We start from the raw sequence: 13,227 nt of genomic DNA, 5'->3' as shown, positions 1-13,227 counted from the left end.
CTCATTTCCAGATGTTCCAGGGTGAGAACAGCCAAGCGCCCACCACCAGCAGCCACACCAAGGTGACCGGAATGAAAATCTTCCAGCCCAGACGCATGATCTGGTCATAACGGAAGCGCGGGAATGTGGCACGGATCCAGATGAACATGGACACGACCAGGAAAGTTTTCAGGCCCAACCAGATCCAGCCGGGGATCATGTTGAACAAGGCGCTGTCGATGGGCGACAACCAGCCGCCCAGGAACATGATCACGGCCAGGATGGACACGAGCCACATGCTGGCGTATTCGGCCAGGAAGAAGATCGCAAAGCCCATGCCCGAGTACTCGACCATGTGACCGGCCACGATTTCGGCTTCGCCTTCCACCACGTCAAAGGGGTGACGGTTGGTTTCGGCCACACCCGAGATCAGGTACACCAAGAAAATCGGCAACAAAGGCAACCAGTTCCAAGACAGGAAATTCAGACCCATGCGGGCCATGCTGCCTTTGTCTTGGGCCAACACGATATCGGTCAGGTTCATGCTGCCCGAAACCATCAGGACGACCAGGAAGCAAAAGCCCATGGCAATCTCATAGCTGACCATTTGGGCCGATGCACGCAAAGCACCCAAGAAGGCGTACTTGGAGTTCGATGCCCAGCCCGCGATGATCACGCCGTAGACCTCGATCGAGGTGATGGCCATCACCAGCAACAAGCCAGCGTTCAAGTTGGTCAAAGCGACTTCAGGGCCAAAGGGAATCGCCACCCAGGCGGCCAAAGCCGGCATGATGGCCATGATCGGGCCCAGACGGAACAGGCCCATGCTGGCCGCAGTCGGGTTGATCAACTCCTTGGTCAGCAGCTTGAGCGCATCCGCGATCGGCTGCAACAAGCCCATGGGGCCCACGCGGTTGGGGCCGTGGCGCACTTGCATGAAGCCCAGCAGCTTGCGCTCCCAAAGGGTGAGGTAAGCCACAGCGCCCATCAGCGGCGCCAGGATGGCCACGATCTTGAGCAAGATCCACAGCACTGGCCAGACCAAGGTGGCCCACCAAGTGGCGGCAACCAGGTTCAGGCCGCCGTTGTACAGAGCGTCAATCATGCTGTCACCTCCTGGCGAGCGTCGGCAGTCAACTGCAGCGAAGGTGCGCGGCGCACGATGCCATCGAGTTGATAAATGGCAGCCACAGCAGGTGTACCGGCCGCAGCAGCCAGGTTGATCGCAGCACGTGTGGCGTTGGATGCCACCAATGGCTTGGCCGTGGCACGGGCCAGCACGTCTTGCGAGGTCTCAAAAGACACGCCCGGCACGTCCAGCAAATTGGCCAGCACGCGCAGCACTTTCCAGGCTGGACGGGTTTCGGCCAGAGGCTTGACCACAGCGTGGAAGCTTTGCAGGCGGCCTTCGGCATTGACGAAGGAGCCCGATGTCTCGGTGAACGGTGCGATCGGCAACAACACATCGCTGAAAGCCATGTTGGCTTTGAATGGGCTGAGTGTGACGACCATCTCGGCCTGGACCAGAGCCTGAGCAGCAGCACTGCCTGCAGCGCTGTCGAACTCGGGTTCGGTGTTCAGCAAGAGGGCGGCCTTCAAACCACCGGTCAGCATTTGGCCAGCGTGCTTGCCGCCGGTTTGCGGCTGAGCACCGACCCACTGCGCACCCACGGTGTTGGCAGACTCGGTCAGGTAACCCACGGTCGCGCCGGTTTGCTCGGCGATCCAGTTGGCCAGGGCCAGCAGGCTCGATGCATTGGCATGGTGCGCTGCGGCGTTGCCCAGCAACACGGCCTTGCGCTCGCCGCCCAGCAAAGACTTGGCGATGGCTTGGGCTTGCGCGGTGGCGTTGCCAGCCACAGGAGCGGCAACGCCCTTCTCTGCGGCAATCGCTGCGGCCACATCGGCCAGGGCTTGCGCCCAGCCCGATGCGTCGGCCAACACAGCTTGTGCCACGGGCATGGCCCAGGCATCGGCGTGGCTGAATGCAGCTTGCGAGGTGATGACGTTCAGCTGAGCGCCGTGGCGCACAGCGTGGCGCACGCGCAAAGCGAACAAAGGGTGGTCCTTGCGCAGGTTGGAACCCACGACCAGCACGCGCTGCAATGTGGACAGCGATGCAATCGATGTGCCCAAAGTGCGCACGCCTTCGGCAGCGCCAAACTCGGCGTTGCGCAGGCGGTAATCGATGTTGTCCGAACCCAAGCCGCGCACCAAAGCGCCAGCCAGGTACAACTCTTCAACCGTGCTTTGAGGGCTCACCAGTGCGCCGATGCTGTTGGCACCGTGGTCACGCTGGATGTTCTTCAGGCCATTGGCCACGTACTCCAAAGCGGTCTGCCAGTCGACTTCTTTCCACTCGCCGCCTTGCTTGAGCATCGGCTGTGTCAAACGCTCGGCACCGTTCAAGGCCTCATACGAGAACCGGTCGCGGTCGGCGATCCAGCACTCGTTGACGTCTTCGTTTTCCAAGGGCACGACGCGCATGACCTGGTTGTTCTTGACCTGAACGATCAGATTGGCACCCGAAGAGTCGTGTGCAGCAATCGACTTGCGGCGCGACAACTCCCAAGTGCGGGCGTGGTACCGGAAGGGCTTGCTGGTCAAGGCACCCACGGGGCAAATGTCGATCATGTTGCCCGAGAGTTCGGAGTCGATGGTCTTGCCCAGGAAAGTCTCGATCTCGGCGTGTTCGCCGCGGTGGGACATGCCCAGTTCCATTTGTCCAGCCACTTCCTGACCAAAGCGCACGCAACGTGTGCAGTGGATGCAGCGGCTCATCTCTTCCATGGAGATCAGTGGACCGGCTTCCTTGTGGAAGACCACGCGCTTTTCTTCTTCATAGCGCGAGGTGCTGCCGCCGTAACCCACAGCCAAGTCTTGCAACTGGCACTCACCGCCTTGGTCGCAGATGGGGCAATCCAGCGGATGATTGATCAGCAAAAACTCCATGACCGACTTTTGAGCCGCAATGGCCTTGTCGCTCTTGGTGCGCACGATCATGCCTTGCGTGACCGGTGTGGCACATGCGGGCATGGGCTTGGGGGCTTTTTCAACTTCAACCAAGCACATGCGGCAGTTGGCCGCAATCGAGAGTTTCTTGTGGTAGCAGAAATGGGGGATGTAGGTGCCTGCTTTTTCAGCGGCATGCATCAACATGCTGCCTTCGGCAACTTCCACTTTCTGACCGTCGAGTTCTATTTCAACCATGGGTCTTCACCGTTGTTGCGTCGGCACCGACCAGAGAGGTCTTGTGCTCGATGAGGTGTACAAATTCGTGACGGAAATGCTTGAGCATGCCGCGCACCGGCATGGCCGCTGCGTCGCCCAAGGCGCAAATCGTGCGGCCCATGATGTTGCCGGCCACGCTGTCGAGCATCTCGATGTCGCTGGCTCGGCCCTGGCCGTGCTCAATGCGGTCCACCATGCGCCACAGCCAGCCTGTGCCTTCGCGGCAAGGAGTGCACTGACCGCATGATTCGTGGGAGTAGAAGTAAGACAGTCGCGCCAAAGCCTTAACCATGCAGCGCGTGTCGTCCATCACGATCACCGCACCCGAACCCAACATCGAACCGCCCTCTTTGGCGATGCTGTCGTAGTCCATGGTGAGCTTCATCATCAACTCAGCGGGAATGACGGGCGACGACGAGCCGCCAGGGATCACCGCCTTGAGTTGGCGACCACCGCGCACGCCACCGGCGAGTTCGAGCAGCTTGGCAAACGGCGTGCCCATGGGCACTTCGTAGTTGCCGGGACGCTCCACGTCACCACTGACCGAGAAGATCTTGGTGCCGCCGTTGTTGGGCTTGCCGCATTCGAGGTAGGCCTGACCACCATTGCGGATGATCCAGGGCACTGCCGCGAAGGTCTCGGTGTTGTTGATGGTGGTGGGCTTGCCGTACAGGCCAAAGCTGGCAGGAAACGGTGGCTTGAAACGGGGCTGGCCTTTTTTGCCTTCCAGCGACTCGAGCAAAGCGGTTTCTTCGCCGCAGATGTAAGCGCCAAAACCGTGCGAGGCGTGCAACTGGAAGCTGAAGGTGCTGCCCAGGATGTTGTCGCCCAAATAGCCTGCAGCGCGAGCTTCTTCGAGGGCCGCTTCAAAGCGCTCGTAGGTGTGGAAAATTTCGCCGTGGATGTAGTTGTAACCCACGCTGATGCCCATGGCATAAGCGGCGATGATCATGCCTTCGATCACCGTGTGCGGGTTGTACTCCATGATGTCGCGGTCTTTGCATGTGCCCGGCTCGCCTTCGTCCGAGTTGCAGACCAGGTACTTTTGGCCCGGGAACTGGCGGGGCATGAAGCTCCACTTCAGACCCGTGGGGAAACCCGCGCCGCCGCGACCGCGCAAACCGGATTCCTTCACGGTCGCGATCACCTGGTCTTGGGTGAGGCCTTCGCCGCCGTCTTTGCCCAAGATCTTGCGCAAGGCCGCATAGCCGCCGCGACCTTCATAGTCTTTGATGCTCCAGTTCGAGCCATTCAGACCCGCGTAAATTTGCGGGTTGATGTGGCGGTCGTGGAAGCAAGTCTCCTCGCCCGTGGCCTGGAATTGGTTCAATACTTGTTGGACGTTCATCAGACGGCCTCCGCTTTCTTGAGGCTGTCGACCAACTGATCCAGTTTGTCGTGGCTCATGAAGCTGCACATGTGGCGGTCATTGACCAGCAGCACCGGCGCGTCAGCGCAAGCGCCTTGGCACTCGCTGGGCTGCAGGGTGAACAGGCCGTCTGCGGTAGTTTCGCCCGCATGCACGCCCAATTTGTGCTCCAGGTGCTCCAGGGCTTTTTGGCCACCACGCAGCTGGCAAGGGAGGTTCGTGCAGACGTTCAGCTTGAACTTGCCCACCGGCTTTTGGTTGTACATGTTGTAGAAGGTGGTGACTTCGTGCACGGCCATCACGGGCATGCCCAAGACTTCGGCCACGACTTGCTCACTGTCGGGGCTCACCCAACCAAGTTCTTGCTGCACGATCGACAGGCAGGCCATGACAGCCGACTGCTTTTGATCCGCAGGGAACTTGGCAACTTCACGCGCAAAGCGTGCTTTGGTTGACTCAGAGATCATCGGTCAATCTCTCCAAAAACGATGTCCATGGTCCCGATGATCGCGACCGCATCGGCCAGCATGTGGCCACGGGCCATTTCATCGAGGGTAGCCAAATGGGCAAAGCCCGGGGCACGAATTTTGAGGCGGTAAGGCTTGTTGGCCCCATCGCTCACCATGTAAATGCCGAACTCACCTTTGGGGTGTTCGACAGCGGCATAGGCCTCGCCTTCAGGCACATGGAAACCTTCGGTGAAGAGCTTGAAGTGGTGGATCAAGTCTTCCATGTTGGATTTCATGCCTTCACGCGAAGGCGGTGCAATCTTGTGGTTGTCGGTGATGACCGGGCCGGGGTTGGCACGCAACCACTTGACGCACTGCTGGATGATGCGGTTCGATTCGCGCATCTCCTGCACGCGCACCAGATAACGGTCGTAGCTGTCACCGGTCTTGCCGACTGGCACATCGAACTCGACTTTGTCGTACGCGTCGTAGGGCTGCTTCTTGCGCAAGTCCCAAGCGAAGCCGGAGCCGCGCAACATGGGGCCGGTCATGCCCAGGTTCAGGGCGCGCTCAGGTGGCACCACGCCGATACCGACCGTGCGCTGTTTCCAGATGCGGTTGTCGGTCAGCAGGGTTTCGTATTCGTCCACGCACTTGGGGAAACGCTGCGTGAAGTCGTCGATGAAGTCGAGCAAGGAACCGCTGCGGTTCTTGTTGAGCTGCTCGATGGCCTTGGCGTTCTTGATCTTGCTGACCTGGTACTGCGGCATGCTGTCAGGCAGATCGCGGTATACACCACCGGGACGGAAATAGGCTGCGTGCATGCGCGCGCCGGACACGGCCTCGTACATGTCAAACAAATCTTCACGTTCACGGAAGGTGTAGATCAGGATGGTGGAGCTGCCGCAGTCGTTGCCGTGGGAGCCGAGCCACATGAGGTGGTTCAGAACACGGGTGATCTCGGAGAACATCACGCGGATGTACTGCGCGCGCATGGGCACTTCCAGACCCAGCATCTTCTCGATGGCCAGGCAGTAGGCGTGCTCGTTGCACATCATCGACACGTAGTCCAGGCGGTCCATATAGGGCAGCGACTGGATGTAGGTCTTGTGCTCGGCCAGCTTTTCGGTGGCGCGGTGCAACAAGCCGATGTGGGGATCAGCGCGTTGCACGACCTCGCCGTCGAGCTCCAGCACCAAGCGCAGCACACCGTGTGCTGCAGGGTGCTGGGGACCGAAGTTCAGGGTGTAATTTTTGATTTCGGCCATATCAGTTCAGGCCTCCGTAGTTCTCTTCACGGATGATGCGGGGTGTGATTTCACGGGGCTCGATGCTCACGGGCTCGTACACCACACGCTTGCGTTCGGCGTCGTAACGCATTTCGACATGGCCCGACAGCGGGAAGTCTTTGCGGAACGGGTGACCGATGAAGCCGTAGTCGGTCAGGATGCGGCGCAGGTCGTTGTGACCTTCGAACACAATGCCAAACAAGTCAAAGGCTTCGCGCTCGTACCAGTTGGCAGAGTTCCACAAATCGTTGACCGAAGCCACCAAAGGCAGATCGTCATCAGGGCACAGCACCTTGACGCGCACGCGCTGGTTGAGGCTGACCGACAGCAAGTGCACGGTCACGCCGAAACGCGGGCCGTCGGTGCCGACTTCGCGGTAAGCGGAATAGTCCACACCCGCCAAGTCGATCAGTTGTTCAAATTTGCACCCTGCTGCATCGCGCAGGGTTTGCATCACGCTCAGGTAATGGGCTGCGTTGACATGCACTGTCACTTCGCCCAGAGCGATGGTGATGCGGGCAACGCGCTCACCCAGCGCAGCGGCCAGGGTGTCTTGCAGGTCTTCGGGGCGAATGGCGAAATCGGTCATCGTCGTCTTCCCCTCAAACACGCGCAATGGTGTGTGTGCGGCGGATCTTCTGCTGCAATTGGATGATGCCGTAGATCAAGGCTTCGGCCGTGGGCGGGCAACCTGGCACATACACGTCCACCGGCACCACGCGGTCGCAACCCCGCACCACCGAATAGCTGTAGTGGTAGTAACCACCGCCGTTGGCGCACGAACCCATCGAGATGACCCAGCGCGGCTCAGACATCTGGTCGTAGACCTTGCGCAAGGCAGGCGCCATCTTGTTGCACAGCGTGCCGGCCACGATCATCAGATCGGACTGGCGGGGACTGGCGCGAAAAACCTCGGCGCCAAAGCGACCGAGGTCATAACGGGCTGCAGCTGCATGCATCATTTCGACCGCGCAGCAAGCCAGACCAAATGTCATGGGCCAGAGCGAGCCGGTCTTGGCCCAGTTCACCACCGAGTCGTAACTCGTGGTGATGAACCCTTCTTTCATCACGCCTTCAATCATTTTTTATCCTCAAGCAGGCTGAATGCTGTTGTCAATGCGGACCATCATTCCCAGTCCAGGGCGCCTTTTTTCCATTCGTAGACAAAGCCCACGACCAGAATGGCCAAGAAAATCACCACGGCCACAAAGCCAGCGACACCGACTTCCTTGAGCGCAACCGCCCAGGGAAACAGGAAGGCGATTTCCAGATCGAACAAGATGAACAAAATGGCCACCAGGTAGTAGCGCACATCGAACTTCATGCGGGCGTCTTCGAAGGCCTCGAAGCCGCATTCATAAGGGGAGTTTTTTTCCGCGTCAGGTCGGTTGGGGCCGAGGATGTAACCCAAAACCTGGGGAATGATGCCGACAGCGATGCCGACCAAAATGAACAAGAGAATGGGGAGGTATTGGTCGAGGTTCATCTTGAGACTGACGGTATTACCGAATGAAGAGCCCAGGCCTTGAGCCCGGGCTTTTCTGATTGTCTGGTGCCGTCGGCGAGACTCGAACTCGCACAGCTTTCGCCACTACCCCCTCAAGATAGCGTGTCTACCAATTTCACCACGACGGCGGGATGCATTGTCCAGATGGCTTGAGGAAAGCATGTCGCCACACTTTTTGCTCTCCGAACAATCCCGAATTCTACTCTGAAAACAGGGTCATTTCCCTGTCAAATCTCGGAAATTTGTGCACAGCAACAAAGCTGAGCTGAAGCTTACTTGGCAGGTGCTGCCGGTGCGTTGCCAGGAATCTGCGAGGCGGTGCTGTTGTCCGCCGCGGGCGCTGCAGGCGCACTCACAGCCGCGCCTTCGAGCACACTGCCGGATGCCGCTGCCGGACGGTTGTTACCTAGATACGCCAGGAGCAATGTGCAGACAAAGAAAACACCAGCCAGCACAGCCGTTGTGCGCGACAGGAAGTTGGCGCCACCGGTAGCGCCAAACAAGCTGCCCGAACCGCCGCTGCCAAAAGCCGCACCCATGTCTGCGCCTTTGCCATGCTGCACCAGGATCAAGCCGATCATGGCCAAAGCAGACATCATTTGCACCACCAAAATCACGGTCATCAAAAAGCTCATCTTTTTCTCTCCAAAATCAATCTTCAAAATCTCAGCGGGACGCTGAATTCAAAATAGTCAAAAAATCATCCGCCTGCAAGGCCGCGCCCCCCACCAAGCCACCATCTATATCGGGCTGTGCCAGCAAGGTCGCCGCATTCACGGCATTCATGCTGCCGCCATACAGGATGGCAATCCGATCAGCTTGCGAACTGGCCGCCTGCAGCTGCTTGCGCAGCAAAGCGTGAACAGCCTGTGCCTGCTCAGGCGCAGCGGTCACGCCCGTACCAATCGCCCAGACAGGCTCATAAGCCACCACGATCTCACTGATGCAATGCCCATTGGCATGGATCACAGCAGCCAATTGGCGCTTGACCACGGCTTCGGTTTGGCCTGCTTCGCGCTCGGCCTGCGTTTCACCCACACACACAATGGGGGTGATCCCAGCTGACAGGGCACGCTGCGCCTTGACGGCCACCAACGCATCGGTTTCCGAATGGTATTGGCGACGTTCTGAATGACCAACGATGCAGTAACGCACCCCAAAGTCGTGCAACATGCTGGCTGACACTTCGCCGGTGTAGGCCCCTGCTTCATGGGCCGACACATCTTGCGCCCCCCAGGCCACAGGCGAGCCGGCCAAAAGTGTTTGCATCTGCGCCAAATAAGGCGCAGGCACACACACCGCAGCACGGCATGTCACACCGGACAACCCCGATTGAATGGCTTCCAGCAAGGCTGAATTGGTGCGCAGGCCACCATTCATCTTCCAGTTGCCAACAATCAGTTTGCTTTTCATGCCGGCATCCAAGTCAGAACAATCTTGCCCACGTGTTGGTTGGATTCCATCAGGGCATGCGCCTGCGCTGCACCAGAGGACAAACCACCACCGGCTTGTGTCGCAACAAACACGCTGTGAATCACCGGTTTGATGCGTCCCGATGCCAGAGCAGGCCACACGTTTTCGCGCAAAGCGCGAGCGATGGCCCCCTTGAATTCGATGGAACGTGGACGCAAGGTAGAGCCTGTGATGGTCAAGCGACGGCGCAAAACCAGGCCTGCGTTGAAGCCACTGTCCAGACCGCCTTGTACCGCGATGATGACCAAGCGACCGTCTTCGGCCAAAGCTTCGACCTCACGCGCCACATAGTCGCCAGCGACCATGTCCAAAATCACATCCACGCCTGCCCCGCCGGTCAGGCGCTTGGCCTCGGCGACGAAATCGTGGGTTTTGTAGTTGATGGCGTGGTCCGCACCCAATGCCAAGCAGGCTTGGCATTTGTCGTCCGATCCCGCCGTCACGATCACGGTGGCCCCTGCGGCCTTGGCCATCTGGATGGCCGTGACGCCAATACCGCTGGAGCCGCCTTGAATGAGCAAGGTCTCGCCCGCTTGCAGATGCCCGCGGTCAAACACATTGCTCCAGACGGTGAAGAAAGTCTCCGGCAGAGAAGCCGCTTCGATGTCGGTCAAGCCCTTGGGCACAGGCAGGCACTGGGCCACCGGTGCCACACAAAGCTCGGCGTAACCGCCACCAGCCACCAAAGCACATACCCGATCGCCCACAGAAAAACCGGATGCGGCCATGGCCAGGGCATCGCCCGCCATCACCACACCGGCCACTTCCAGGCCCGGAATGTCCGAAGCACCGGGCGGCACAGGGTACAGGCCTTTACGTTGCAAGACATCGGGACGATTGACCCCGCTGGCTGACACGCGGATGAGCAACTCCCCTGCCCCGGCAACCGGGTCAGGGCATTGTGCAGGCACCAGCACCTCGGGGGCGCCAGGACTTTGAATTTCAATGACGTTCATGAAGCAATGCTCGGTTGGAATCCAGAACGGGTGACCTCCGGGCCACCCGCAGCCCTTGATCAGCCCTGTGCAGGACGGTCCAACAAAGCCTTCATCGACAACTTGATGCGGCCTTTTTCGTCGGTTTCCATGACCTTGACTTTGACGATCTGGCCTTCGCTCAGGTAGTCAGACACTTTCTCAACGCGCTCGTGGGCGATCTGGCTGATGTGCAACAGGCCGTCTTTGCCAGGCAACAGGTTGATCAAGGCACCGAAGTCCAAGATCTTCGTGACTGGGCCTTCGTAGACCTTGCCGATTTCGACTTCGGCAGTGATCTGCTCGATGCGCTTCTTGGCGATCTCGGCCTTCTCGCCGTCGGTGGCCGCGATGGTGATCGTGCCGTCTTCAGCGATGTTGATCTGGCAACCGGTTTCTTCGGTCAGCGCACGGATGGTGGCGCCGCCTTTGCCGATCACATCACGGATCTTCTCGGGGTTGATCTTCATGGTGAAGAGCTTGGGCGCGAAATCCGACACTTCGGTGTTGGCCGTGCTCATCGCTTCTTGCATCTTGCCCAGAATGTGCATGCGGGCTTCTTTGGCTTGGGCCAAAGCGACTTGCATGATTTCTTTGGTGATGCCCTGGATCTTGATGTCCATCTGCAAAGCGGTGATGCCGTTGGTGGTACCGGCCACTTTGAAGTCCATGTCACCCAGGTGGTCTTCGTCACCCAAGATGTCGGTCAACACCGCGAAGCGGTTGTCTTCCTTGATCAGGCCCATGGCGATACCTGCCACGTGGGCTTTCATCGGCACACCGGCGTCCATCATCGACAAGCAGCCGCCGCAGACCGAAGCCATGGACGAAGAACCGTTCGATTCGGTGATCTCGGACACCACACGCAGGGTGTAGGGGAACTCTTCTTTGGTCGGTAACACAGCGGCCAAAGCACGCTTGGCCAAACGGCCGTGGCCGATTTCGCGGCGCTTGGTCGAGCCCATGCGGCCCACTTCGCCAGTGGCAAAGGGAGGCATGTTGTAGTGGAACATGAAGCGGTCTTCGAACTCGCCAGCCAAAGCGTCAATGCGCTGTGCATCGCGCTCGGTACCCAGGGTGGTGATCACCAAAGCCTGGGTTTCGCCACGTGTGAACAGGGCCGAGCCGTGTGTGCGGGGCAGCACGCTGTTGCGGATTTCGATGGGGCGCACGGTGCGTGTGTCGCGACCGTCGATGCGGGGCTCACCGGCCAAAATCTGGCTGCGCACGATGCGCGCTTCGATTTCGAACATCAGGCCGTCGAGCTTGACGCTGTCAAAGGCCACGCCCTCTTCAGCCAAAGCCACTTTGACCGAAGCGTAGGCTTCACGGCAAGCGTGTGTACGGGCTTGCTTGTTGCGGATTTGGTAAGCAGCGCGCAGTTTTTCTTCTGCCAAAGAAGCCAGCTTGGCTTCGAAAGCCGTGTCGCGGGCAGGCGCTTGCCAGTCCCACACAGGCTTGCCAGCTTCGCGCACCAGCTCGTGGATCGCGTTGATGGCGATCGCCGATTGCTCGTGACCGTACACCACACCACCCAGCATGATTTCTTCGGACAGTTGTTGGGCTTCGGATTCGACCATCAGCACAGCGGCTTCTGTACCAGCAACCACCAAGTCCATCACGCTGTCTTTGCGCTGGGTCTGGCCAGGGTTGAGCACGTATTCACCGTTGATGTAACCCACGCGGGCAGCGCCGATGGGGCCGTTGAATGGGATGCCCGAGATGGACAAAGCGGCAGACACGGCGATCATCGCGGCGATGTCGGCGTCCACTTCAGGGTTCAAAGACACGGTGTGGATGACCACGTGCACATCGTTGTAGAAACCTTCGGGGAACAGAGGACGGATCGGGCGATCGATCAGGCGGCTGGTCAGGGTCTCGTGCTCGCTGGGCTTGGCTTCACGCTTGAAGAAGCTGCCGGGGATCTTGCCCGCAGCGTAAGTCTTCTCGATGTAATCGACCGTGAGGGGGAAGAAGTCTTGACCGGCTTTGGCGATCTTGGAACCCACGACGGTGGCCAGCACCACAGTGCCTTCCATGTCGAGCAGCACGGCGCCGCCGGCTTGGCGAGCGACTTCGCCGGTTTCCATCTTGACCGTGTGCTGGCCCCATTGGAAAGTTTTGGTGACTTTATTGAAAATAGACATGTTCAGAACTCCTGAAAACAAAAGCGCATGAGGCTGCACTGTGGGCCCGGAAGTTGACGCTCTGAACTCGATGCCATTCCACAAAACCTTGAATTGAAAGCCTTGTGGAATGACACAGCGCGGGTTCTTTGTGACAAATTCCGACTGAAAAAAAGAATAAAGCGCCTGAGCTAGTGAACTAACTCAGGCGCTTTTCATCTGGAGAGACGATTACTTACGCAGGCCAAGCTTGGCGATCAGCGCAACGTAACGGTCAGCATCACGGGACTTGAGGTAATCCAACAGTTTGCGGCGACGGCTCACCATGCGCAGCAGACCGCGGCGACCGTGATGGTCTTTGGCGTGTGTTTTGAAGTGAGGTGTGAGCTCGTTGATACGGGCTGTGAGCAAAGCCACTTGGACTTCTGGGGACCCAGTGTCGTTGGCAGCACGTGCGTTGGCCTTGACGACCTCGGCCTTGATTGAAGATGCAATCATGGTATTTCCTTGTTTTTCGCCGGATTCTTGAGGAATTTCAGCGGGTTAATGACTTGCGCCAACGGCCGGAAAAGCTATTGGCGTGCGCTTTGCAAATCGCAAAACAGGCGGATTATAGCCCGTAATCGCTCACCCTGGACTTGATCCTGCACCAGTCTCCCCGGACCGCACCCCCCTTATCACCCCCCTTATCACCCCCCTTATCACGCCCGCCCCCTTGTCACCCCGGACTTGATCCGGGGTCCATGCAGCTGCACTGGATGCCGGGTCAAGCCCGGCATGACAAGCTGCACCCGAAAATGGCATTCAAAGGGTTTTCACCCTGCAAGTTC

At 59.0% G+C, this 13,227-nt stretch carries 13 protein-coding genes and 1 tRNA gene; all 14 read right to left on the bottom strand.

The window, feature by feature from the left end; all coding sequences use genetic code 11:
- Position 1: 1 nt before the first annotated feature.
- Positions 2-1,084, bottom strand: a complete 1,083-nt coding sequence (gene nuoH, locus B9Z43_RS11265; protein WP_108325490.1) for an NADH-quinone oxidoreductase subunit NuoH — start codon at positions 1,082-1,084, stop codon at positions 2-4.
- Complete coding sequence (gene nuoG, locus B9Z43_RS11260; RefSeq protein ID WP_108325488.1) at positions 1,081-3,189, bottom strand: NADH-quinone oxidoreductase subunit NuoG; 2,109 nt, start codon at positions 3,187-3,189, stop codon at positions 1,081-1,083. The genes nuoH and nuoG overlap by 4 nt, the downstream gene beginning before the upstream one ends.
- Positions 3,182-4,558 (bottom strand): NADH-quinone oxidoreductase subunit NuoF, encoded by a 1,377-nt coding sequence (gene nuoF, locus B9Z43_RS11255; RefSeq protein ID WP_108325486.1) that lies wholly within the window; start codon positions 4,556-4,558, stop codon positions 3,182-3,184. The genes nuoG and nuoF overlap by 8 nt, the downstream gene beginning before the upstream one ends.
- Positions 4,558-5,046, bottom strand: coding sequence for an NADH-quinone oxidoreductase subunit NuoE (gene nuoE, locus B9Z43_RS11250; protein WP_108325484.1), 489 nt, complete (start codon positions 5,044-5,046; stop codon positions 4,558-4,560). Before nuoE ends, nuoF begins: the two co-directional genes overlap by 1 nt.
- The gene (locus B9Z43_RS11245) at positions 5,043-6,296 is read right to left on the bottom strand and encodes an NADH-quinone oxidoreductase subunit D (protein WP_108325482.1); all 1,254 of its coding nucleotides are present in this window, start codon (positions 6,294-6,296) and stop codon (positions 5,043-5,045) included. The genes nuoE and B9Z43_RS11245 overlap by 4 nt, the downstream gene beginning before the upstream one ends.
- Before the next feature lies 1 nt (position 6,297).
- Entirely contained in the window at positions 6,298-6,906 is a 609-nt protein-coding gene (locus B9Z43_RS11240) for an NADH-quinone oxidoreductase subunit C (RefSeq protein ID WP_108325479.1), read from the bottom strand.
- Positions 6,907-6,919: 13 nt separating this feature from the next.
- The gene (locus B9Z43_RS11235; protein WP_108325477.1) at positions 6,920-7,399 is read right to left on the bottom strand and encodes an NADH-quinone oxidoreductase subunit B family protein; all 480 of its coding nucleotides are present in this window, start codon (positions 7,397-7,399) and stop codon (positions 6,920-6,922) included.
- A 44-nt stretch (positions 7,400-7,443) separates the two neighbouring features.
- Positions 7,444-7,803: an NADH-quinone oxidoreductase subunit A gene (locus tag B9Z43_RS11230; protein ID WP_108325474.1), complete on the bottom strand. Its 360-nt coding sequence runs from the start codon at positions 7,801-7,803 to the stop codon at positions 7,444-7,446.
- Between the two features lie 64 nt (positions 7,804-7,867).
- A tRNA-Leu gene (locus B9Z43_RS11225) sits at positions 7,868-7,952 on the bottom strand.
- Positions 7,953-8,096: 144 nt separating this feature from the next.
- Entirely contained in the window at positions 8,097-8,459 is a 363-nt protein-coding gene (gene secG, locus B9Z43_RS11220) for a preprotein translocase subunit SecG (RefSeq protein WP_108325631.1), read from the bottom strand.
- A gap of 31 nt (positions 8,460-8,490) precedes the next feature.
- Entirely contained in the window at positions 8,491-9,237 is a 747-nt protein-coding gene (tpiA, locus tag B9Z43_RS11215; RefSeq protein ID WP_108325472.1) for a triose-phosphate isomerase, read from the bottom strand.
- On the bottom strand, positions 9,234-10,253 hold the full coding sequence (locus tag B9Z43_RS11210; protein WP_108325470.1) for an NAD(P)H-quinone oxidoreductase: 1,020 nt from the start codon (positions 10,251-10,253) through the stop codon (positions 9,234-9,236). The genes tpiA and B9Z43_RS11210 overlap by 4 nt, the downstream gene beginning before the upstream one ends.
- Before the next feature lie 59 nt (positions 10,254-10,312).
- The gene (pnp, locus tag B9Z43_RS11205; RefSeq protein ID WP_108325467.1) at positions 10,313-12,418 is read right to left on the bottom strand and encodes a polyribonucleotide nucleotidyltransferase; all 2,106 of its coding nucleotides are present in this window, start codon (positions 12,416-12,418) and stop codon (positions 10,313-10,315) included.
- Positions 12,419-12,628: 210 nt separating this feature from the next.
- Positions 12,629-12,895: a 30S ribosomal protein S15 gene (gene rpsO / locus B9Z43_RS11200; RefSeq protein ID WP_019428565.1), complete on the bottom strand. Its 267-nt coding sequence runs from the start codon at positions 12,893-12,895 to the stop codon at positions 12,629-12,631.
- Positions 12,896-13,227: the final 332 nt, after the last annotated feature.

It is taken from the genome of Limnohabitans sp. MMS-10A-192 (genome assembly GCF_003063335.1).
GTDB lineage: Bacteria > Pseudomonadota > Gammaproteobacteria > Burkholderiales > Burkholderiaceae_C > Limnohabitans_A.
The sequence above is the reverse complement of the archived record's forward strand: the minus strand, read 5'-3'. Positions and strand labels throughout refer to the sequence as shown.